The sequence below is a fragment of the Kribbella italica genome, from assembly GCF_014205135.1.
Lineage (GTDB): Bacteria > Actinomycetota > Actinomycetes > Propionibacteriales > Kribbellaceae > Kribbella > Kribbella italica.
Genome location: NZ_JACHMY010000001.1, coordinates 7,680,580 through 7,700,751 on the forward strand (window position 1 = coordinate 7,680,580; position 20,172 = coordinate 7,700,751).

Consider the following 20,172-nt stretch of genomic DNA (forward strand, 5'->3'; position numbering starts at 1 on the left):
TGCGGGGCGTGGACAGAGCTGGGGGATGGACATGATGAGGAAGTCTTTGGCGGCGCTGGCTGTGGTGGGTGGGCTGGCCCTTCTGGCAGCGACACAGGCGGCGGTGGCGCACGCGGCGCCGGCGGCGGTGTCCGAGGTGAAGGTGGCCTGGGCCGAGCCGGGCAAGGTGAAGATCAGCTGGACCGAGGCGGCGGGGATCGCGAACGACGTCTACCTCGAGGTGAGCGGGCAGCAGGCGCAGCGGATCGGTACGACGACCGCGGGCGGCGCCAACGAGCTCGTCGTACCGGTCGCCGCGTTGAAGCCGTCGCACGACGCGGCGAGTACGGCGCGGATCCTCGTGGCCGACCCGAGTACGGCGGGGGCGCGGTCGGCGAGTTTCGACCGGTATGTCCAGGGGGAGACGCCGATGCTCCCGGGCATGGTGCGCGGCGTGATGCAGTGGCAGTTCGAGGCGGATCCGGCGACGGACACGACGCCGAACGACCCGCTGGACAGTACGGCGCCGGCGAAGATCACGCCGCGGCTGACGCGCGTTAAGGCGGGCACCGCCGCCCAGTGCGAGAACGTGTCGCTGCCGGCCACCACTGAGCGGTACGGCAAGGTGCCGGCGCAGAACGGCGCGTACTCGGTCGACCTGGTGCTGGCCAACGAGTGGGGCGAGAGCAAGCTGACCACCGTCCGGGCACGGACCGCGGCGGTCGCGTTCAGCACCCCCGCGACCGGCATCTACGGCGCCAAGGTGACGATGACCGGCTCGATCGCGCTGAGCAAGCTGAAGAACCCGGCGGCAGGCGACTGCACCTTGACGCCTGACACCGCCGACCTGGTCCAGCACACGATGGCGCTGCACGGCCGGAACTCCGCGACCAGCGCTTGGTACTCCATCGGCTCCAGCTGGACCGATGCCAAGGGCAACTACAAGTTCGTGATCACCAACACCGGCGCGCGGGAGTACCGGCCGATCCTGGTCGAGTCCTTCGTCGGCCACGGCGCCGTGATCTACCAGACCATCGGCGCCACCAAGGCGATCCGGGCCACCCCGCAGGTGCTCGACGCCCGCTTCCTCGACTCCGACATCGCGCTCGGGCAGCAGCCGAACGCGACCGTCACCGTCGCGCCGTACGGGTCGCACCAGGTCGCGCTGCAGTTCAAGAACAGCAGTGGCCAGTGGCAAGGACTGATGTACCGCACGCTGGCCAACGGCACCGCGCAGAGCGGGCCGTTCGCCTTCAACCGCGCCGGAACGCACCAGTTCCGCTGGTGGGTCGCGGCCTCGATCAGCGCCCAGGGGCTGCCGGTCGACGCCGGCTACACGCATCCGTTCACGCTCACCGTTCGCTGATTCACGAAGCCGTCCCCGCCGTTCCGCGGCGGGGACGGCCTCGCAGTAGGCCTTTAGTCTGAGGCTCAGATACGCCTTTAGGCTGACGCCCGGACCAGGTCCGGGTGGATAGGTTTGCCGCATGAGTCTGTTGGCGGCGGGGGCGCAGCGTGCTGCCCGGACAGGTACCGGCCGGTTGTACGAGATCGATCTGTTGCGGATCTTCGCGGCGGTCTCGGTGGTTCTCTACCACTACCTGTTCGCCGGGTACTACAAGGTCGTCTCGCCGCTCGGCTTCGAAGTACCAGGGCTGCTCGCCCGGTACGGCTATCTCGGCGTCGACCTGTTCTTCATGATCAGCGGGTTCGTCGTCCTGCTGTCGGCCTGGGACCGCACCCCGCGCAGTTTCGTGGTCTCGCGCGTCGTCCGGCTCTACCCGGCGTACTGGGTGGCGGTGTCGCTGACCGCCTTGGTCTCGGTGCTCTTCGGCGCCGGCCGGTTCCCGATCGGCCTGGTGCAGTACCTCGGCAACCTGACCATGTTCAACTCGCTGGCGAATCTCGAGAACGTCGACGTCGTGTACTGGACGCTCTGGGCCGAGCTGCGCTTCTACCTGATCATCTTCGCGCTGACCTTCTTCACGATCACGACGCGGCGGGTCGGCATCGTGATCTGGACCTGGCTCGGCCTCACCGCCGTGTACCAGCTCGGCGTCCTGCCGTCGAGCGCGGACCTGATCCTGAACACCCAGTTCTCGCACTACTTCATCGCGGGAATGGCGTTGTGCATGATCTACCGCTTCGGGCCGCGGCCGTCCTGGCTGGTCCTCGTCGGACTCTGCCTGGTCAACGCGGTGTACCGCGGTGTGCAGTTCGCGGGTGACGTCGAGGACCGCTTCCACACCACGCTCAAGACCCCGGTCGTCGTCGCGGCGATCGTGCTCGTCTTCGCGGTGATGCTCGCCGTCGCTCTGCGCCTGACGACACGGCTGGCGCGCCCCTGGTTCGTTGCCCTCGGCGCCCTCACCTACCCGCTCTACCTGATCCATGCACACATCGGCTTCATCATCTTCGAGCGCCTCGGCGACCAGGTGAACAAGTACCTCCTGGTCGGCGGCACGACCCTCCTGATGGTCGCCGCGGCGTACCTGATCAACCGGTACGTCGAGAAGCCGCTCGCCCCACGACTCAAGCGAGGACTCGAATGAGGGCCCTGGGCACCTGTCTCCTTCTCCTGCTACTTCTCACCGGGTGCACCGGTGGAGAGCTCGAGGCGGATCCGCCGGTGCGGGCCGAGGGCCCGTCGCTGACCCTGGCCTTCGGTGGTGACGTGAACTTCGAAGGCAAGACCCAGGAGTTGCTGGAGAAGGACCCGGCGACGGCCTTCGGCCCGGTGGTCGACGAGTTGAAGAGCGCCGACCTGGCGATCGTCAACCTGGAGACCCCGATCACCACCCGCGGGACGGCCCAGCAAAAGCGGTACCTGTTCCGGACCGACGCGCGCGCGGTGACGGCGATCAAGTCGGCCGGCGTGGATCTGATCAGCCTCGCCAACAACCACACCCTCGACTACGGCCAGGTCGGTCTGTTCGACACGATGTCCGCGGCCTGGCGAGGCGGCCTGCCGACAGTGGGTGCCGGGCGCAACGCCGCCCAGGCCTACGCCCCTTGGCGTACGACGATCCGCGGGATCCGGGTCTCGGTCTTCGCCTTCAGCCAGGTCTCGGATCTGGCCGAGGAGTGGACCGCGACGAAGAGCCGCGCCGGGCTGGCGCTGGCCATCGACCGCCGCCAGGCGCTGGCCGCCGTACGCGCGGCTCGGAAGACGAGCGACGTGGTCGTCGTCGCGCCGCACTGGGGTTCGGAGCACGATCGCTGTCCTACCGCTGACCAGCGGTCGTTCGCCGCGGACCTGTCCGCGGCCGGCGCCGATGTCGTGGTCGGCGCGCACGCCCACGTCCTGCAGGGACAGGGGTACGAGGGCAAGACGTTCGTTGCCTACGGCATGGGGAACCTGCTGTGGGGCTCCGGCCTGCTGACGCCGGAGGACTGGCGGGGCGGCGTACTGCATCTCACCCTGCGCGGCCGGACGGTTGTCGAGCGCGACTTCACCCCGACCGCGCTGTCGCCGGAGACTCGCCAGCCGGTCGAGTTCACTCCCGCCGAACGCGACAAGGAACGGGCCCGCGTCAACGGTCTCCGCGACTGCGCCGAGCTGCAGCAGACCCCATGATCACTAGCCCGCTGGTCCCCATGCAGAAGCGCCTCGTCTCCTGGAAAGGGGACGAGGCGCTTCAGACTTTCGATCAGGCGGGAACGGTCCAGAGCTGGTTGGCCGAGCGGGCGCAGTCCCAGATCTGGAGGCGGGTGCCGTCGGCCGAGCTCTGGCCGGTGGCGTCGAGGCAGCGGCCGGAGGCCGGGTTCAGCAGGGTGCCGTTGGACTGGGGCTGCCAGCCCTGGGCGCCGGTGCCGTTGCAGTCGTAGAGCTGGACCTGCGTGCCGTTCGCCGTACCGGCGGCGGCCACGTCCAGGCACTTGCCGAGGGCCCGGACGGTGCCGTCGCCGACGGTCCAGGTCTGGGCGGTGGAGGAGTTGCAGGTCCAGATCTGGACCGCGGTACCGTTCGCACTGTTGCCACCGGCAACGTCGACGCACTTGCCGCCGATGCCCTTGATCGGGCCGGTCTTACCACCGGTCGGCGGCGGGGTGGTGCCGCCCGCGGCGTCGAAGATCGCGCTCACCAGCGAGGCGCTGCCGGTCGCGTCCTGGGACAGCTCCCAGTTCATGATGCCGCCGGCGTTCGCGACCGCCCACTGGGTCTTGCGCTTGATCGTCGGGACGCCGTTGTAGCAGTTCTGCGCGCCGTTGATGGTCACGCAGTCGATGTTGGCGTTGTTGGGGTTCATCGCCACGATGTCCTTGTACTGCGTGTAGTTCGGCCGGCTGTAGAACGGGACGCCGAGCACGGTCTTGTTCTTCGGCAGACCGCGGTTCTTCCAGAAGTTCGCCGCGTTGATCGACCAGTCGTAACCGGCGTGCGGGCTGCCGCCGTCGTACGCCATGATGTTCAGCCAGTCGACGTACCCGAAGACGGCCGGCTGGACGCCGTTCGCGGTGCCACCCTCGGACACGACGGCCGCGGTCAGCAGCTTGCCGTTGGCGTGCAGCGTGTTGCTGAGCTGCTGCATCAGCGCGGTGTAGTTGTTGCCCGACTGCCCCGGGTCCGGGTACTCCCAGTCGATGTCGACGCCGTCCAGCCCGTACTGGTTGATCACGCTCATCACGCTGTTCACGAACGTCGTCCGGGCACCGGAGTTGCCCGCGAGCTGCTCGAACGCGGAGTCGTTGCCGTCGTTCCAGCCGCCGATCGCCAGCGACACCTTGACGCCGGCGGCGTGGCCGCGGCTGACCAGCTGGGACAGCTTCGCGGTGTTCTCGATGCCCTGCAGGGTGCCGTTGGAGTTCGGCAGCGCGAACGCGTAGTTGATGTGCGTCAGCTTCGAGTACTGGACGGCGTTCACGTCGCCGGCCCACGACGGCATGTAGCCGACGCTACGGAACCCGCTCGGCAAGGCGGCCGCGGCACTGGGGGCAGCGGCGGTGGCCTCGGACTGGGTGGCGGCTCCGGCCGACGGGGCGACGACGGCGCCGGCCGCGGCGGTGGCCACGGCCAGACCGGCGACGGCCCATCGGGTTCGGAGCTTGATCCAAGGTGAAGAAAAAGCCTTCATGGGGGCGGGTTCCTTTCGGACGATTCCTGGGGCGGCACCCCCGAAAGGTCAGCACGCCGAACGCGTCCTGCAGGTGCACCTTCCGGGGGCGGTCGTGCGAAGGTGTACTTAAGGAAAGATCTGACCGAAGTCGCGATCAGTGAATCGTGTTTCGCTCCGTGGCGTCAAGAGTTCACGGCGTTAAGAATCCACCCTCCGGCACCGCAGGTAGAGCAGCCCGGCGGCCTCCCGCCAGACCGGACGGTCGCCGATCGGCTCGGCCAGGCGCTCGACGGCCAGGCCCGCCGCGACCAGCGTGTTCACGTACGTCGAGAGCGTCCGGTGGTACGACACCCGCGGCAGGATCTCCCACCGGGTGTCGCTGTCGTACGGGCCCTCCTCGAAGTACCGGCCGGTGACCCGGCGGCTCTCGCCGGTGGTGTGGTCGGTCAGCTCGCCGTGCGACGGCGGCTTGGTGCACGGGTGCACGATCGACGCGACGAACCAGCCGCCGGGCTTCAGGATCCGCGCGACCGACCGCAGCGCGGGCTCGAGCTCGGGGATGTCCATCAGCGCCATGTAGCAGAGCGCGCCATCGTACGACGTGTCCGCCAGTCCTTCGAGTCGCTGCGCGTCGCCGTGCAGGTACTCGATCCCGCGTGGGCTGTCCTGCTCGAGCCTTCTCGCGTGGGTCAGGAGCGTCTCGGAGGCGTCGACGCCGACGACGGTCGCGCCGAGATCGGCGAGCCGGCGGGCGTCGCGGCCCTGGCCGCAGGCGATCGATGCGACCCGCTGACCGCGGATGTCACCCAGGAGGTCGTCGAGGGCCGGATCGGTCAGGCCGCCGCCGTCGGGATCGACGGTGGCGTGGTAGGCGTCGGCCAGTTCGTCGTACGAGCTCGTCAGGTTCATGGATCGATTGAACCCGAGCCGGGCAAACGTCCCGGACGTCGGTGGCGGGCTGTAGCCTTTGCGCACTGGGTGGGGTGGTTCTGGGGAGAACACATGGGTGGGGATGTCGGGACCCGGCGACGGGTGCTGTGGACCGCGGGTGTCGTCGTACTGGCTGTTGCCGTGTCAACGGTGACCTGGGCCGTACGACGGCCGGACGAGCGCGCCGTGACGTCGGCTGCTGACACCGAGGCGCGGATGGTCGCGCAGGTGGACGCCGTACTGAAGGCGCGCGCGGCGGCGGTGATCGGGGGGAAGCTGCCGGTCTTTCTGGGGCAGCTCGATCCGCGCAACACCAAGCTGCGGGCGCGGCACCAGGTGCAGTACGCGAACCTGCGCAAGATCGGGTTGCGCTCGCTGACCTACCGGCGCGAGGCCGGCTGGGTGCCCGAGCCGCAGGCGCAGCACGGCGCGAAGGCTTTTGCGTTCCGGATCATGATGCTGGTGCAGGTGAACGGCATCGACACCTCGGCGCGGTACGTGCCGGCCGGCTACACCTTTGCCGAGCGCAACGGTCGGTGGCTGCTCGTGGACGACGACGACCTGGCCGCCGAGACCGATCGCGGCAAGACCCGCGAGCCCTGGGACCTCGGCCCGCTCGAGGTGGTGCGCGGGCCCGGCGTACTGGTGATCGTCCCGCCGTCCGAGCGCGCGAACGGCCGGCGACTGTTGCATGAGGCCCGGATCGCGACACCCGCCGTACGGACGGCGACCCGGCGGGCCCAGGCCGGGATCCTGATCGTTGCTTTGGGCGACGGCCGGTCCTTCGACGCGGAGTGGCAGACGGGCGGTCACCCGGCGGCGGCCGTCGCGGTGCAGAACTACACGCCGATCGACCCCGAGGCGACCCAGTTCAAGGTCACCGGGAGCAGGATCGTGATCCACCCGAGCGAACGCGCGGACGCCGACCGCTTCCTGCTGGCCCACGAGTTCACGCACGCCGCGATGTCACCGCTCGGCCACGGCGCGCCGACCTGGCTGGTCGAGGGCTTCGCCGAGTACGTCGAGATGGAGCTGACCGCCGAGGAGGGCCACACCGAGTGGCTCGCCGACCACCGCCGCACGATCCGCCGCGAGGGCCTGCCGAAGCTGAAGGTTCTTCCCATCGACGGCGTCTTCCACGGCGACTACGACGAACAGAGCTACGGCGTCAGCTGGTTGATCGTGGAGCACCTGGTCACGACGTACGGCCTCCCGAAGGTGAACGCCTTCTACACCGACGTCGCGAAAGCCCCGGAGGACCCTGCGGCCCGCGACCGTGCGCTGGCCAAACACTTCAAGACCACCGACGCGGCCCTCGTCGCAGCCGTCAAACGGTGAGATTTCCGGCCTCGGCGAGCCGCTGGTCGGTGACACTGGGGTATGGACAGGCTGCGGCTCGAGCTGCTGGGGGTGCCGCGGGGGTTTGCCGGGTCGGAGAACTTCGACCTCGGGCCGGTGCGGCAGCAGGCGGTGCTGGCTGTCCTGGCGTTGAACGCCAATCACGTGCTGACGGCGGAAGAGCTGCTGAGTGCGGCGTGGGGTGATGCGGCGCCGGCCAGCGGGGCGAAGGTGGTGGCGCCGTACGTGTACCGGGTGCGGCAGGCGCTGCCTGACGGTGAGCTCTTGCGACGAACCCGGCATGGGTATGTCCTCGATCTTGCTCCGGATCAGCTCGATGTCAGCGCCTTCGAGGCCACCGTCGCCGAGGCTCGCCGTACGTCGGACAAGTGCTCCGCCGCCGACCTCTTCACCACCGCTCTGGGACTGTTCGACGGCGAGCCTCTCGCAGGGCTTCCCGGCCGGTACCTCGCTTCCGAGCGTCATCGGCTGAGCGAACTGCGGCGCAAGGCGCGGGCCGAGCAGATCGACCTCGAGCTCGAACTCGGCCGGCATGCCGAGGTGATCGCCGAACTGAAGGCCCGGGTGGGCGACGACCCGATGGACGAACACTCCACCGCTCAGCTGATGACCGCGCTGTACCGAGCCGGCCGGCAGGCCGAGGCACTCGACGCCTACGCCCGAGCGCGCGAGGCCCTCGTCGCCGAGCTCGGCGTCGAGCCCGGCCCGGGCCTCCGCGCGACCCATCGGCAGGTCCTGAACAACGCCGAGCGGCCGACGGGCCGCGACGAACTGCCGTACGGCGGCTCGACGTTCATCGGTCGGGCTGGGGACCTGCAGACTCTGACCTCGGCGTTGACCCAGCCGGGCGTGATGCCGCTGGTCTGCGTCGACGGCATGGCCGGCATCGGCAAGACCACGCTCGCGGTGCACGCCGCACGGGCGGTCGCGGAATCCTTCCCGGACGGCCGGTTGTTCGTCGATCTGCACGGCCACACACCAGGCCGTACGCCGATGGCGGCGGCCGACGCGATCAACCACCTGCTGCGAGGTGTCGGGGTCGGTGTCGATCGGATCCCTGGTGATCTCGGTGAGGCCGCGGCGCTGTGGCGTGCTGAGACCGCCGGGCGCCGCGTACTCGTTGTCCTCGACAACGCGCCGGGCGGTTCCGTCGTACGGCCGTTGTTGCCGGGAGCACCTGGTTGCGCGGTGATCGTCACCAGTCGTGGGCATCTGTCGTCGCTCGACGTCTCCGCCCGGCTCGCCCTTGACGGTCTCGCCGCCTCCGACGCCGCCGAACTCGTCGCGACCGTCTCGGGTCGCGAAGGCTCCGATCCCGCGCTGCCGGACCTCGTCGAGCGCTGCGGCCGGGTTCCGCTGGCGCTCTCGATCGCCGGCTCGAAACTCCGGCACCGGAAGAGCTGGACCGTTGCTCACCTCAACGACCGCCTGGAGGCCAACCGTCTGGTCGAGCTGAGCGTCGACGGCCGGAGCGTGACGGCGGCGTTCATGGTGTCGTACGAGCAGCTTCCTGTATCGCAGCAGGGGCTACTGCGGTTGGTTGCCCTGGTCCCCGGCCGGGACTTCGACCGGTACGGCGCGGCGGCGCTGTCGTCGCTCGAGGTCTCGGCCGCTGAGGACGCGCTCGACGCGCTCGTGGACGCGAACATGCTGCTGGACAACGGTCCTGGGCGTTACCGCCTGCACGACCTGATCCGCGAGTTCGCCGCCGGGCTGCCGGGGGATTCCTTGCCTGGGGCCCTTTTCGGCTACTACACCGCGGCGGCGCGGGCGACCGCCGTACATCTGCTCGGTGATCCTCCGTTCGAGCAGCCCGCTTCACCCGTATCGCTTCCGCCGCTCGCCACCGCCGAGGAAGCCGAGGCCTGGCTCGCGAGGGACGCCGAGAACGTGCTCGACGCGGTTGCCTGGACGGTCGCGCACGATCGGCCGGCCGACACCGTTGCCCTCACCCTCGGGATCTACCCGTTCGTCTTCACCGCCGACCGCAACGACCTCGGCAGCAAGCTGCTCGCCTCGGCGATCGCTGCCGCGCGGCGGGCGGGTGATCGGGCGAGCGAGGTCTACTTCCTGGTCCAGTCGGGCTGGCTCGAGCTCACGCTGAACGACCGCGAGACCGGGCTCCGCCTGATCGACCACGCGATCACGCTGGCCGACGGCTTAGGCGACGTACGGCTGCAGGCGTACGCCGCCGCTCAGCGCGGCCGTGCATCGCTCCGGATCGGCCGGCCCGCGCGGGCGATCGCCGAGCTGACCCGGGCTCTGTCGCTGTCGGGGGAGCTGTCGCCGCGCACTGCCACGATGTATCACCACACTTTGGCGATCAGCCTCTGGACCCAGGCCCGGTACGCCGAAGCGGCGGACGCCGTTCGCGCGGCGTACTCGGCAGCGGAGCAGGGCGGCTTCCGCCTCCGAATGGCCCGGCTGCTCAGCTTCCTCGCCTGCTGCCAGGTCGACCTCGGCCAACCGGTCGAAGCGCTCGCGACCATCCGGCGTACGGCGGACCTCGGCGCGCCGACGACGCCGCGCTTCAGTTCGGAGATCCTCGCCATCCGTGGCAGCGCGCTCGAACAACTCGGCGACCTCGACGGCGCCCTCGACGCCCACCACCGCGCCCTCGAACAAGCCGCCTTGACCGGCAACGCCGACGGCGAGGCCGAGGTCCGGCTACGCCTCGGCAGCACGCTCCGCGCCGCCGGCAACCACCGCCGAGCCGCCGACGAATTCCAGCGGGCCCTCGCCCTCGTGGCCGAGAACGGAACCGCCTTCGATCAAGCCCGAGCCCTCGACGGCCTCTCCGACTGCCTGCGCCTGACCTCCCCCGAACAGTCAGCCGCCGATCGCCGGCAAGCCTTCACCCTCTACCAGCAACTCGAGTCCCTGGAAGCTCGCCGACTGGCCGAGGAAGGCCTTACTGTTCGGTAATGCGCAGCCGCTGGACGCCGATCATCGCGTACTCCCTGGTCGGCGCCGCGACCCAACTCGTCTGGCTCAACTTCGCCGGCGTCACCACCGTCGCCGCCGACCGCTACGACGTCACCGAAAACACCATCGGCTGGCTGGCCCAGGTCTTCCCCCTCTTGTACGTCGTACTCGCGATCCCCGCAGGCCTCCTCTTGGACCGCTGGTTCCGAGCTTCTCTGCTGGCCGGCGCTCTGTTGACGGCTGTCGGTGCTCTGATCCGCCTGGGCGACACGTACCCCTGGCTCCTAGCCGGCCAAATCCTCGCCTCGATCGCCCAACCGTTGGTCCTCAACGCCGTCACCGGCATCACCGGCCGCTACCTCGCGGTGAAGGACCGTCCCACAGGCATCGCGGTCGGCACCGCCAGCATCTTCGCCGGCATGGTCATCGCCTTCGTCCTCTCCGCAATCTTTGCCGCAGGCAACCAACTCCCCGCCGTACTACTGATCTCAGCCGTCTTCTCCGTTATTGCTTCCCTTGTCCTGTTTGTGGCCCTCCGCCTCCCCGCAGACCACAAACCCGTGGCGATCCGCCCCGACCGCAACGCCCTCCGCACAGCCTGGAGCGACCCCCTCATCCGCCGCCTCTGCGTCCTGGCGATGTTCCCCTTCGGCGTCTTCGTGGCCATGACCACCTTCGCCCAACCCCTCCTGGAACCAGCCGGCGTCTCCGCCAGCACCGCCAGCACCATCCTCCTGGTCAACGTCATAGCCGGCGTCCTCGGCAGCGCCACCATCCCCATCTGGGTCTCCCGCCACAACGCCGCCTCAGCCCAACTAGCCGTAAGCCTCACGGCCACAGCCATTGCCTGCGCCCTACTAGCCCTAGCCCCCAGCACCCTCATCGCCTACCTAGCCATAACCACCATCGGCCTCCTACTCCTCCCAGCCCTCCCCGTAGTCCTAGAGGTAGTAGAACGCCGCACAGGCGAAGCAGAAGGCACCGCCGCAGGCCTCATCTGGATGTCAGGCAACCTAGGCGGCCTCCTAGTCGCCACCGCGGTCGGCGTCCTGGTCGACCACCCCACCCCAGCTTTCATGGTCATGGCCGCCATAGCCCTGATAGCCGTCCCCGGAGCCCGAGCCCTCCGCCACTCCCTCTGACCCATCCACTACAATCGACAAGCACACCGGCCGGTGTGGCGCAACTGGCAGCGCACCGCTCTTGTAAAGCGGGGGTTAGGGGTTCGAGTCCCCTCACCGGCTCCACCACCAGGGCATATGCCCCGGTGATCATGAACCAGAGCCGCTCGACCCATGGTTTACCCCATGCTTTTCATTCTCGGCGACTCCCGGCATGACCTCGTCGAGCGCACTTGCCGCCTCCGGGTTCGCGGCCCGACGACCGAAGTAGACATCCTGAGTCATGGATGGTCGAGATTGCCCAAGCTGGTCAGCGACCTGACGTGGTGACTGTCCGGCTTCATCGAGAAGGGTCGCTGTCGTCTTCCGGAAGGTGTGCGACGTCACCCAGGCCAAGAGGTCAGCCGTCGACGTCGCTCCCGCGTGGGCCACCAGGTCCATCAGTCGTGCTCGCTCAGACCGTGCGACTCGGTAGACATTGAACAGCCGCTCCGCATCTTCGGACCCAACTCGTACTCGTGCAGTCTCCATAAGACTGAGCCGGTTCTTGGACCACCCCAACTGCTGTGCGACATCTGTCTGCAAAAGGCCGGCCGCGCGTCGGGCGTCTCGCAATTCGTGACCCAGTTTGCGGCGAATTTCGCTGCCGATCGGCTGTCGAGCGAGCCGGAGATCCTTTCGCACATTGTTGGGGTCTCTAAATCCTCCCAGCGAGTCGGGGAATACCGGGCCATTCAAGTGCACTCCTGCTGCGAATCGGCGTTGGAGCATGGCCATAGCCCAGTTCGGCAAGGTCAATACCCGGACACCGGCGCGAGATTTGGTCCGACGACGTACAAGCCCTGCGCCTATAACGCGATTGATCTGGGATGTAATCTCGACTTCTCGCCGCTCGAAATTGACCTGAGTCCACAAGACCGCTAGAGACTCCGCAATTCGGACTCCAGTGGCCAACAGGAACATCGAGAGGTCAGGAACGTCAGCCTGTATCGCACGGTCGTCTTCATTGAGCATTGAGAACCATTGCTGACGCTCGTCCTCACTTAAGGCGCGTGGCGCGTTCTTCGGGGTCGCCTCGATGGATTCCAGCTCGCGAACCGGATTGGAAGAAATTGCCCCGTGTCGAACGGCGAGTGCCAAGATGCCGGAAATTACGCTCTTACATGTTTTGGCAGACGCTGCACCTACCTCCTCTTTGATTGCTGTAACGACTTTGTCGAGTAGCGGGGTCGTCAACTCTCCTAGTCGAACTTCGCCGATACGGGGAATGACGTTCGTCGCAAGCTGCTGTTGGTAGGTGTACAGCGTGCCTGGCGACCTCTTGTCGTCCTTCACCATGGTTGTGAGCTTGGTGAGATACATTTCAGCGGCAACAGAAAATCGCGTCAGCGAGGTCAGCATGCCGGAGCGACCTAGCTGCGACCGCTCCTTTAGTTTCGTTTGGAGATTATTCTCAGCCGCCGACGAAGTCTTCCCGTAAGCCTCAACCTGCCGCACATGACCGTCAAAGTCACGGTAGCCCGCCATCGCCCGATAGCTATCCGCCTTCCCTTTTCCGTTCGTATGCGCTACATAAGTACGAATCTTGCCCCATGATCCCAGCGGCAATGGCTTTCTCGGCATAACTTCCTACCTAAGCGGATTTCTGTGCGTTGAACCATGCAACGACCTCATCAGGGTCGTACCGCAGATACTTGCCGACACGAACTCCCGCAGGCCCGTACTTCTGGCAGCGCCATTTGTAGAGCGTTTTCACGGGTACACCCAGATAGACGGCAACGTCATCAACTGTCCATCGCCGCTGCGTATTGGCAACCATGTCGTTCCTCCTCCGTTGACAGTTACGTGTCAGGCTTCGTTGTTCTCGGCAATCAGTTCCTTCACGAGTCGTCTGTGTTCGCGGGCTTTAGCAGCGGCTGTGTTGGCGAGGAATGCGTCGCCGATGGTTCGCCAGCCGGTGTTGGCGTAGGTGAAGTTGCCGACGATCAGGGTGGTTTCGACGTCGTCGGTGTGGTCGGCGGTGCGGTGGCGTTCTTGCCGCCAGTCGCTGCGGGCTTGGCGGAGGGCTTTGAGGGTGGTGGAGTACTGGCGGGATTTGGTGGAGAAGTGGCCGCCGAAGCCGAGCATGTGGGCCCACTTCTGGAGGCGTCGGTACGACAGCCGTGCGGAGTTCTTGGCTGCTTCGTCTTCGTCGAGGTCGGAGCCGGGGCGTCCGAGTCGCCAGCAAGCGTCGACCAGTCGGCCGGCGTGGGTGTCGAGGGTGGCGTAGCGGCGGACTGTGGAGTTGGTGAGCCTGGCGGATGAGTGGCCGGTTGCTTCGGCTGCTTTGGTGGCGTACTTGGCCAGGTATCCGGCGACGGCGGTTTCGGTGATGACTCCGTCGACGGTTTGCCGGACGGGGCGCAGGTCGAGTTGGGTGCCCCAGGCGATCTCCCAGCCGTTGGGGGCGTCGGGGTGGGGCAGGGACCGGAACCGGGTGCCTTCGACGGCGCGGCGGATCGCGTAGGCCAGGAGTGTGAAGTCTGCGGAGGCGTGAGGTACGGCGATCTCGTGGGGTGCGATGGGGTTGATGCCGTCGAGGCGGACCAGGGCGTGGAAGTGGGCGACGCCTCGAGCCTGCATTTCGGCGACCTTGCCGTAGGAGAGCTTGACCCGGAGGCCGTGGTGTTTGCCCCAGGTGCGGAGTGTGTCTTTGACGCGTTCCATGGTGCGTCGCCACAGTTCGCCGGACAGGGCGTTCCAGACGACTTGGTGGTCGTGGTCGTAGCAGTCCAGGCACAGTGGTTTGCCGAGTGCTTTGTCTCCGTCGCCGTGGGTCTGGTGGCAGGTGAGGTCGACGCCGTGGGGGCAGGGGTCGGGGTTGCGGCGGGGGCGGCAGGGCCGGTTGCGGAGCTTGCCGTCTTTGTCGCGGGCTTTGCGGGTGCCGTGGACCGGGCCGAAGCTGGGTGCGGTGAAGGTGACGAAGGCGCAGGGGTGTTGGGTGACCGTGGCCGGGATGCCTTTGCCGCCTTGGAGTCCGGCGAGGACGAGTTGGTAGGTGTCCCCACGGTAGACCTCGGCGCAGGAGGGGCAGACGGCGGCGCGGCGGTTTCCGCAGGCTTTGTAGATGACGCTGTCGGGCATGTCGTCGGTGTGGCGGGTGGAGATGATCCGGCCGGTGCGGGTGGAGACCACGTGGGCTTCGCCGCGTAGCTGGATCGGGCGGACACAGCCACCTGCCGACGCGGTGTGGTCGAGCCATTCGCCGTAGTTGGCGGTGGTCGCGGCACGCTGGATGGCTTGTTCGACGCCTGAGGTGGGGTTGCGGCGGTTGCCGGGGTCGAGGGTGTGGTTGTGCTCGGAGATGATCTCGACGCCGCCCAGGAGGCCACCCAGGACGTTCAGCGGGTCTCGTGCGGGTGTGGTGGTCATGGTGGCCTCCTTTCGGGTGGTGTGGCCGGAGATCTTGCGCGCCGGCCAGCTGGTTTCGCGGGGTCGAACAGGAAGTTCTGCGGTCAGGCGTTGTTGACGGCTACGTGTCAGCGGGGTCGGGGTGACGGTTTGAGGCCGTGGTGGGTGGCGTAGCTGGGCTGGACGAAACCAAGACCGGGGATCTCCACGACCAGGCGGCTGGCCTCGCACTCGGAGCGAATGGTTGCGTTGAGGACAGCGAAGTCGTTGCTGCCGCTGGCGCGGATGCCGAGGGCCTGATGGGCGAATCGCACGACGGAGTAGTAGTGATCCAGCCGGGCAGTGCATGCGGTGTCGGTCGAGTGTGTCCAGATCCCGCCGGGTGACCAGGCGCCGTGTTCGTCCCAGGCATCGGCGGGGGTTGTTTCGTCGGCGTGACGCTGGACGAACGCGGCCCGTAGTGCGTCGATGACGAACGGGACGGTGTTGGCTGGGATCAAGGTGCTGAAGTAGGCGGGGACCGTGGCGGTCTTGGTGTCGGTCATGGTGGTTCCTTTCGTTGTGGTGGGCAACGACGCCGGTTGGGTCGTTGACGGTCACGTGTCAGGCGGTGCGTGCGGGTGCGGGTTCGAGTTCGGGGGTGCCGAAGAGGTGGTAGCCGCAGCCGGTGCAGTAGCGGCCGACGATGGTGTCTGCCATGACGACCAGGGCGTAGGTGTCGCCGGGTTCCAGGACGGTGGGGCACCAGTCGTGGCCGCCGAGGTGTTCGTTGGCGACCCAGTCGCACAGGAACGTGTCGGTGGCGGTGTCGCGGTGGGCGGTGAGTTCGGCGTAGGCGTTGAGATCGATCGTCATGGCGGTGGTGTCCTTCCGGTTGGTGTGGTCAGTGGGAGGTGACTGCGCTCGAGTGCTGGGTGATGCCGTTGTCGCAGTGCAGGTAGGGGCAGTGGGCAACCATCGGGGTTCCGAGCTGGGCGGTGAGAGCCCAGACGTAGACGGGGTTCAGCCACTCCATCCGGGCGGCGACGATCGGCCGGCCACAGCCGTTGCAGTGGAAGGCTCGGTAGATCGAGCCGAGCAGCCAGGCGGCGAGGTCTTGATCGATGCGGTGCTGATCGATCGTCACCTTTGGGTTCTCCTTTCGGTGGTTGCCGTTTGGGGGTTCGGTGTTCGCCCTCACCTCCGGGGTTCGCCCAGAGGTGGGAGCCAGCAACGAAGCCGTGTTACTCGTCGGGTTCGAAGTTGGATTCGCAGACGCTGCAGGTGATCTCGCCTTCTGCGAGGACTGCTTTGGCGACGCGGATGCGGCGTGGGCACTGGCACACGCACGGCACGGCGTTGTTGTTGTTCTTCTTGGTTCCGCCTCCGGTGACTTCGGGATGCCGGTAGGCGATGAGCGCCGACTTCAGTTCGGCCAGGACGGCTTTGTAGGTGGCTGCGGTCTCCGTGCGGAGCTTGCACAGTGACCACCCGATGCGGGGGTCCCTGGTGGTGTCGAGGCCGAGCTCGCCTGCGAGGTCGGAGAACTTCTGGTTATGCCAGCGGCCTTGGCGACTGGTGTCTTTGATCTCGCGGATGTGCGCGAGAGAGTGGGTGGCTTCGTGGAGCAGGGTCGTGAAGACCTCTTCCACGGGGCGTTTGAGTCCTTCGCCGGAGATCAGGACTTCGGCCAGGCGCTGTTCGCCGTGCTGCCAGCGGATCGGGGCGAAGTGCCCGTACTTGGCCTGCTTCGAGGCGGTACCGGAGCCGACGATGATCACGACGGCCGGGATCTCCTTGTGGTTGGTCCGGATCGCGGTCCAGGCGTTTTCGAGTGCGGCGACCAGTTGTGCGGTGGTGTAGGTGTCTTGACGCTTACGTGTCAGTCGCGCCTTCGGGGACAGACCGGACGACCCGGTACGGGTCTTGGTGGTGGTCTTCTTCGCCCGTTTCACCGTGACGGTGACGGCGGGGTGGCTGGTGCCTGTGGAGCACTCGCGGAGCTTGTTACGGACCGCAATGAGTGAGGCGTAGCCGGTAGCTCTGCCGCCTTGCGTGGCGCGGACCTTGTCCATGTGGGTCTGGACGGCGTCCAGGGCTGCTGTAGGGCTACCGGAATAGGTGGCGGTGGTCTTGGTGACCTCCCAGCCACTCAGGCCCGTCAGGGCGTTGGTATTGGAGTTCGTCAAGCCGGTCAGCTTGGTCGTGGTCGCAGGCTTCGCGGCGACCGGTGCCGGGGTGATCGGCATCTGGGGCAGGTCGAGTTGGCCAGGAACCTGGACGACAGGTGTGAGGGTGTCAGTGCTCATCGCAGGCACGACCCGTCGCAGTAGGTGGCTTCGCCGATGCCGACTCCCGAGGTCAGGGTGTAGTCGTCGTCGTAGTGGCCTTCGCATTCGTCGTCTTCGTCGTCAGTGGCTTCGACTGCGGCGACTGCGTCGAGAGCGAGCTTGCGGTTGACGGAGGGGCGCTGGTTCGGGTCGAGGTGCTGTGTCCAGGCCTCCAGCGTTTCGATGCTGTTCTTGAGCAGCCGCACTTGGGCGTAGTAGTTGGATGCCGACTCGCTGGTAGAGGCGAGGGCCTTCGAGCGCTGCGCGATGCTGTTCACGAGTTCGCGGATCTGGCTCGTAGTTGCGTTCACCATTGCTCTCCCCTTTCGAGGGCTTCGGTTCTGGCACAGGTCATGTGGCAGGCACGCCCGTTGGCGGGGTCGCGCAGGAGGGCTGGGGATCCGCACAGGAAGCAGGGCTGTGGGTTGCCGACTTCCGCGTGTGCCCAGTCATCGGCCCGTTGTGTGCGGTAGGCCTTCTTGGATCGGGTCTTCTTGGCCACCGGCTCGGGGGCCGGGATGGTGTCGAGGTCGGCCGGGATGGCCTGTTGTCCTTGACAGTTACGTGTCACGCGGCGTTTCGTTACCGCGCGCATCAGTCGCTTCTTCCGGTCCGGCGTAGCTGGCAGGAGTTGCGGAAACACGCGGGCGACCAGTCGTAGCCATCGCCGTGTTCGATGAGTTCGGGGACGTCGATGACGATGTGCCATTCGTCGGGTCCGCACTGTCCCAGAACGGTTCCCAGGAGCCACGGCCAGGAGCCGTCAAGGCAGGCCGTGAGGGTGTTCTCTTCCTCGGTCAGGGGGTAGGGGGTCCACACGGTGGTGTCGTTGGGGAATCGGCCGTCGTTGGGCGGGTAGGCGCTCATGGCTGGTCCTCCGTCCAGTCACCGGGGATGTAGAGGGGTTCCTCTGTCGAGGACTCGTTGTCGGTGACGTGGGTGACGTGGGTGACCTGGTGGTCTTCGAGCAGTGCTCGGGCTTCGTAGAGTGCGTCGATCAGGTGGCTGATCGCGGTGACGGAGCCGGTGACGAGTTCGATCTCGATCGGGTTGGCTCCCAGATCGATGACAACCTTCGCGGTTTGGCCGTTGCAGGCCAGATTGATGCCGGCCACGGAGTGGTCGGTGAAGTCGTAGCCGATGATGATGCGGTCTTCGCGTTCGCCGCTGTTGGCGTCGTAGAAGGTCATGACGCCTCCCGGTTGGTGTAGGCCTTGGTCCAGGAGCCGTTGAAGGCTTGGCGATTGCGCATCGCTGACCAGCAGACACCGCAGCGGTTGGGGCGTACGTCGTAGTAGACGAAGGCTCCGCAGTTGTGGAGCCAGCCTGTTCGGCCGATCCCGTCGCGAACGACGATGAGTGGTAGGGGTTTGATGGTGCTCATGCGGCCCTCCGGAGGTACGCGGCACGGCGGACGAGTTGGTTGATTTCGTCGTCTTTGAGGTGTGCGGTCTTGAGACGGCGGGGGAATCCGCCTTCGGCGCGAAGGAGTCCGACACCGAGTGCTTCGGGTGCGATGTCCACGGCGGTGTGACCTTGGGAGGCCCAGCCGGTGCCGAGGATGATGTCCGAACTAGAGTCGGTGGCGCAGCGGAATGCGAGGCGGTAGCCGAAAAGGTCCCGCAACGAGGTCGGGACGATGTCAGCGCTGGGGCGCTGAGTAGATGCGATCGTGATGATGCCCGCAGCGCGGCCACGAGCGACGATGTCCCGCACGAGGACGCGGAACTCTTCTTGCTGTTCTTTGGTGCCTACGGTGACGGTGAAGTACGCCAGCTCGTCAACGACGAGCAACTTGGCGCGAAATCCGTCGCCGGGGACGATCTTCTTGCGGCCGTTACGGGCCAGGTGCAGGTAGCGTTCGTCCAGGTCGGCTTGCAGGTCCTTCAGCACCCGCAGTGCCTTGGGCATGTTGTTGCCGACGAACTCTTTCGCCACGGGGGCGTAGGGCAGCAGTTCGACAATCTTGCCGTCGATCAGGATGAGATCGACATCGGTGCACAGTGCAGCGTGTGCGACGAAATTGCCCTGGGCAACAGACTTTCCTGCTCCCGGCTCTCCGCCGATCAGGATGTTGCGGTACGGCAGTGTGACGTGGACTCGCTTACCGCGAGCGTCGAGGCCCAGGTAGGCCGGGTTGTAGATGGACAGTGCGCTCAGTGGCGCGGGGGTGGCCCCCGGCTTGCGCCGGGGGAACACCTGTCGTGGGTCGAAGCTAGACATAGTCGGACACGTCTTCTCCGTTGGCGCCAAGCACCACGGTGTTGCCGTCGTTCACGGCGGCGGTGGTCTTGGTCTTCGAGGTTCGGGTACGGGTCTCACCGCTGCCGGTTTTGGCCGGCACCTGATCGGTGGTCCCTTCGGAGGCGGGGTCGGGGCCGAGGAAGGCCATGACCGCGTCGTCTGCGACGGCCGCTTCGGGCATATCGCTGGTGTCGTTGAGCAGCGGCGAGACGATGTGCTGTTTGGACAGCGGGTCGCGCCGGTCGATGTCGATCCGCACGAGTGCGGCGTTACGGGTCGAGCGGATGATGTTCGCGCTGCGTGCCCAGCACGCCGACGCCAGCGTTTCGGCCTTGTTCTCGAGGTCTTCGGCCGACAGGCCGGGACGCATGAACAGCCAGACGACCTGACCGGTTCTGGTGGACAAGCACCCGACGATGAACGGCAGGTTGCCCGACCAGTTCAGGGTGCGCATTTCGGTGAGGCAGGCCCGGACACGGTGCCGGGTGATGACACACCAGATCCGGTTACGAGCGAAACGCCGTACCAGGTTGTCGGTGAAGATCCATCCACTCAGGACGATGACCAGCAGAGCGTTCAGCCACAACGGGTTCGACTCGAAGTAGCCGGTGATCGCCGCGCCGTGCGCGATGACGATGTAGGCCACAGCGGCCAGGACGTAGAGTTCCCAGCGCCAGCGCCACAGGCTCAGCATGATGACGACCGGCAGCGACTGCGACGGCCGGGTGATGGTTTCGACAGCACTCGTGGCGGTGCCACGTCCGCGACGGCCGGATACTCGACCGTTGGAGCGGTTGCGGGTAGATTTGGGCATGACAAGACCTCCCGATCAGGGGGTTGCGTCAGGAAAGACACGAA

General features: G+C 66.8%; 21 protein-coding genes and 1 tRNA gene. 7 read left to right on the forward strand and 15 right to left on the reverse strand.

What is annotated here, in order from left to right; genetic code table 11:
- The first annotated feature begins 34 nt into the window (after positions 1 to 34).
- From HDA39_RS35860 to HDA39_RS35870, 3 genes are all read left to right on the forward strand, one after another.
- On the forward strand, positions 35 to 1,345 hold the full coding sequence (locus HDA39_RS35860) for a hypothetical protein (RefSeq protein WP_184802886.1): 1,311 nt from the start codon (positions 35 to 37) through the stop codon (positions 1,343 to 1,345).
- Between the two features lie 121 nt (positions 1,346 to 1,466).
- A complete protein-coding gene (locus HDA39_RS35865) occupies positions 1,467 to 2,531 on the forward strand; it encodes an acyltransferase family protein (RefSeq protein WP_184802888.1) in 1,065 nt (354 codons plus the stop codon).
- Complete coding sequence (locus tag HDA39_RS35870; RefSeq protein WP_184802890.1) at positions 2,528 to 3,556, forward strand: CapA family protein; 1,029 nt, start codon at positions 2,528 to 2,530, stop codon at positions 3,554 to 3,556. Before HDA39_RS35865 ends, HDA39_RS35870 begins: the two co-directional genes overlap by 4 nt.
- Positions 3,557 to 3,629: 73 nt before the next feature.
- Here the strand turns inward: HDA39_RS35870 and HDA39_RS35875 are convergent, their stop codons facing one another.
- Together HDA39_RS35875 and HDA39_RS35880 are read right to left on the reverse strand one after the other, a co-directional pair.
- Complete coding sequence (locus HDA39_RS35875; protein ID WP_184802892.1) at positions 3,630 to 5,054, reverse strand: glycosyl hydrolase family 18 protein; 1,425 nt, start codon at positions 5,052 to 5,054, stop codon at positions 3,630 to 3,632.
- 180 nt (positions 5,055 to 5,234) lie between these two features.
- The gene (locus tag HDA39_RS35880) at positions 5,235 to 5,945 is read right to left on the reverse strand and encodes a class I SAM-dependent methyltransferase (protein WP_184802894.1); all 711 of its coding nucleotides are present in this window, start codon (positions 5,943 to 5,945) and stop codon (positions 5,235 to 5,237) included.
- Positions 5,946 to 6,038: 93 nt separating this feature from the next.
- Here HDA39_RS35880 and HDA39_RS35885 point away from each other — a divergent pair, with 93 nt between their 5' ends.
- The 4 genes from HDA39_RS35885 to HDA39_RS35900 all read left to right on the forward strand — a co-directional run bounded on the left by HDA39_RS35885 (position 6,039) and on the right by HDA39_RS35900 (position 11,497).
- Positions 6,039 to 7,304, forward strand: a complete 1,266-nt coding sequence (locus tag HDA39_RS35885) for a gluzincin family metallopeptidase (protein WP_184802896.1) — start codon at positions 6,039 to 6,041, stop codon at positions 7,302 to 7,304.
- Between the two features lie 42 nt (positions 7,305 to 7,346).
- Positions 7,347 to 10,250 (forward strand): AfsR/SARP family transcriptional regulator, encoded by a 2,904-nt coding sequence (locus HDA39_RS35890; RefSeq protein ID WP_184802898.1) that lies wholly within the window; start codon positions 7,347 to 7,349, stop codon positions 10,248 to 10,250.
- The gene (locus tag HDA39_RS35895; RefSeq protein ID WP_184802900.1) at positions 10,250 to 11,392 is read left to right on the forward strand and encodes an MFS transporter; all 1,143 of its coding nucleotides are present in this window, start codon (positions 10,250 to 10,252) and stop codon (positions 11,390 to 11,392) included. Before HDA39_RS35890 ends, HDA39_RS35895 begins: the two co-directional genes overlap by 1 nt.
- 29 nt (positions 11,393 to 11,421) lie before the next feature.
- Positions 11,422 to 11,497: transfer RNA gene (locus HDA39_RS35900), tRNA-Thr, on the forward strand.
- A gap of 24 nt (positions 11,498 to 11,521) precedes the next feature.
- Here the strand turns inward: HDA39_RS35900 and HDA39_RS35905 are convergent.
- The 13 genes from HDA39_RS35905 to HDA39_RS35965 all read right to left on the reverse strand — a co-directional run bounded on the left by HDA39_RS35905 (position 11,522) and on the right by HDA39_RS35965 (position 20,128).
- A complete protein-coding gene (locus tag HDA39_RS35905; protein WP_202893218.1) occupies positions 11,522 to 12,994 on the reverse strand; it encodes a helix-turn-helix domain-containing protein in 1,473 nt (490 codons plus the stop codon).
- Positions 12,995 to 13,004: 10 nt separating this feature from the next.
- Complete coding sequence (locus HDA39_RS35910; protein ID WP_184802902.1) at positions 13,005 to 13,190, reverse strand: helix-turn-helix transcriptional regulator; 186 nt, start codon at positions 13,188 to 13,190, stop codon at positions 13,005 to 13,007.
- 29 nt (positions 13,191 to 13,219) lie between these two features.
- Positions 13,220 to 14,782: a replication initiator gene (locus HDA39_RS35915; protein WP_202893219.1), complete on the reverse strand. Its 1,563-nt coding sequence runs from the start codon at positions 14,780 to 14,782 to the stop codon at positions 13,220 to 13,222.
- Between the two features lie 107 nt (positions 14,783 to 14,889).
- Positions 14,890 to 15,306 (reverse strand): hypothetical protein, encoded by a 417-nt coding sequence (locus tag HDA39_RS35920; RefSeq protein WP_184802903.1) that lies wholly within the window; start codon positions 15,304 to 15,306, stop codon positions 14,890 to 14,892.
- A gap of 58 nt (positions 15,307 to 15,364) precedes the next feature.
- A complete protein-coding gene (locus HDA39_RS35925; RefSeq protein WP_184802905.1) occupies positions 15,365 to 15,616 on the reverse strand; it encodes a hypothetical protein in 252 nt (83 codons plus the stop codon).
- Between the two features lie 28 nt (positions 15,617 to 15,644).
- A complete protein-coding gene (locus HDA39_RS35930; RefSeq protein ID WP_184802907.1) occupies positions 15,645 to 15,887 on the reverse strand; it encodes a hypothetical protein in 243 nt (80 codons plus the stop codon).
- 97 nt (positions 15,888 to 15,984) lie between these two features.
- Positions 15,985 to 17,049, reverse strand: coding sequence for a hypothetical protein (locus tag HDA39_RS35935; RefSeq protein WP_184802909.1), 1,065 nt, complete (start codon positions 17,047 to 17,049; stop codon positions 15,985 to 15,987).
- Positions 17,046 to 17,384 carry a hypothetical protein gene (locus tag HDA39_RS35940; RefSeq protein WP_184802911.1) on the reverse strand — a complete coding sequence of 113 codons (339 nt, stop codon included), beginning with the start codon at positions 17,382 to 17,384 and terminating at the stop codon, positions 17,046 to 17,048. Before HDA39_RS35940 ends, HDA39_RS35935 begins: the two co-directional genes overlap by 4 nt.
- 280 nt (positions 17,385 to 17,664) lie before the next feature.
- Positions 17,665 to 17,937: a hypothetical protein gene (locus HDA39_RS35945; protein WP_184802912.1), complete on the reverse strand. Its 273-nt coding sequence runs from the start codon at positions 17,935 to 17,937 to the stop codon at positions 17,665 to 17,667.
- Positions 17,934 to 18,260: a hypothetical protein gene (locus HDA39_RS35950; RefSeq protein ID WP_184802914.1), complete on the reverse strand. Its 327-nt coding sequence runs from the start codon at positions 18,258 to 18,260 to the stop codon at positions 17,934 to 17,936. The genes HDA39_RS35945 and HDA39_RS35950 overlap by 4 nt, the downstream gene beginning before the upstream one ends.
- A complete protein-coding gene (locus tag HDA39_RS35955) occupies positions 18,257 to 18,454 on the reverse strand; it encodes a hypothetical protein (RefSeq protein WP_184802916.1) in 198 nt (65 codons plus the stop codon). The genes HDA39_RS35950 and HDA39_RS35955 overlap by 4 nt, the downstream gene beginning before the upstream one ends.
- Positions 18,451 to 19,293: an FtsK/SpoIIIE domain-containing protein gene (locus HDA39_RS35960; RefSeq protein ID WP_184802918.1), complete on the reverse strand. Its 843-nt coding sequence runs from the start codon at positions 19,291 to 19,293 to the stop codon at positions 18,451 to 18,453. The genes HDA39_RS35955 and HDA39_RS35960 overlap by 4 nt, the downstream gene beginning before the upstream one ends.
- On the reverse strand, positions 19,286 to 20,128 hold the full coding sequence (locus tag HDA39_RS35965; protein ID WP_184802920.1) for a hypothetical protein: 843 nt from the start codon (positions 20,126 to 20,128) through the stop codon (positions 19,286 to 19,288). Before HDA39_RS35965 ends, HDA39_RS35960 begins: the two co-directional genes overlap by 8 nt.
- Positions 20,129 to 20,172 lie beyond the last annotated feature (44 nt).

What these genes read in the sequence shown, in the direction of transcription:
- HDA39_RS35860 (WP_184802886.1), top strand. Translation starts at nt 35, where the DNA reads ATGAGGAAGTCTTTGGCGGCGCTGGCTGTGGTGGGTGGGCTGGCCCTT.
- HDA39_RS35865 (WP_184802888.1), top strand. Translation starts at nt 1,467, where the DNA reads ATGAGTCTGTTGGCGGCGGGGGCGCAGCGTGCTGCCCGGACAGGTACC.
- HDA39_RS35870 (WP_184802890.1), top strand. Translation starts at nt 2,528, where the DNA reads ATGAGGGCCCTGGGCACCTGTCTCCTTCTCCTGCTACTTCTCACCGGG.
- HDA39_RS35875 (WP_184802892.1), bottom strand. Translation starts at nt 5,054, where the DNA reads ATGAAGGCTTTTTCTTCACCTTGGATCAAGCTCCGAACCCGATGGGCC.
- HDA39_RS35880 (WP_184802894.1), bottom strand. Translation starts at nt 5,945, where the DNA reads ATGAACCTGACGAGCTCGTACGACGAACTGGCCGACGCCTACCACGCC.
- HDA39_RS35885 (WP_184802896.1), top strand. Translation starts at nt 6,039, where the DNA reads ATGGGTGGGGATGTCGGGACCCGGCGACGGGTGCTGTGGACCGCGGGT.
- HDA39_RS35890 (WP_184802898.1), top strand. Translation starts at nt 7,347, where the DNA reads ATGGACAGGCTGCGGCTCGAGCTGCTGGGGGTGCCGCGGGGGTTTGCC.
- HDA39_RS35895 (WP_184802900.1), top strand. Translation starts at nt 10,250, where the DNA reads ATGCGCAGCCGCTGGACGCCGATCATCGCGTACTCCCTGGTCGGCGCC.
- HDA39_RS35905 (WP_202893218.1), bottom strand. Translation starts at nt 12,994, where the DNA reads ATGCCGAGAAAGCCATTGCCGCTGGGATCATGGGGCAAGATTCGTACT.
- HDA39_RS35910 (WP_184802902.1), bottom strand. Translation starts at nt 13,190, where the DNA reads ATGGTTGCCAATACGCAGCGGCGATGGACAGTTGATGACGTTGCCGTC.
- HDA39_RS35915 (WP_202893219.1), bottom strand. Translation starts at nt 14,782, where the DNA reads ATGACCACCACACCCGCACGAGACCCGCTGAACGTCCTGGGTGGCCTC.
- HDA39_RS35920 (WP_184802903.1), bottom strand. Translation starts at nt 15,306, where the DNA reads ATGACCGACACCAAGACCGCCACGGTCCCCGCCTACTTCAGCACCTTG.
- HDA39_RS35925 (WP_184802905.1), bottom strand. Translation starts at nt 15,616, where the DNA reads ATGACGATCGATCTCAACGCCTACGCCGAACTCACCGCCCACCGCGAC.
- HDA39_RS35935 (WP_184802909.1), bottom strand. Translation starts at nt 17,049, where the DNA reads ATGAGCACTGACACCCTCACACCTGTCGTCCAGGTTCCTGGCCAACTC.
- HDA39_RS35940 (WP_184802911.1), bottom strand. Translation starts at nt 17,384, where the DNA reads ATGGTGAACGCAACTACGAGCCAGATCCGCGAACTCGTGAACAGCATC.
- HDA39_RS35945 (WP_184802912.1), bottom strand. Translation starts at nt 17,937, where the DNA reads ATGAGCGCCTACCCGCCCAACGACGGCCGATTCCCCAACGACACCACC.
- HDA39_RS35950 (WP_184802914.1), bottom strand. Translation starts at nt 18,260, where the DNA reads ATGACCTTCTACGACGCCAACAGCGGCGAACGCGAAGACCGCATCATC.
- HDA39_RS35955 (WP_184802916.1), bottom strand. Translation starts at nt 18,454, where the DNA reads ATGAGCACCATCAAACCCCTACCACTCATCGTCGTTCGCGACGGGATC.
- HDA39_RS35960 (WP_184802918.1), bottom strand. Translation starts at nt 19,293, where the DNA reads ATGTCTAGCTTCGACCCACGACAGGTGTTCCCCCGGCGCAAGCCGGGG.
- HDA39_RS35965 (WP_184802920.1), bottom strand. Translation starts at nt 20,128, where the DNA reads ATGCCCAAATCTACCCGCAACCGCTCCAACGGTCGAGTATCCGGCCGT.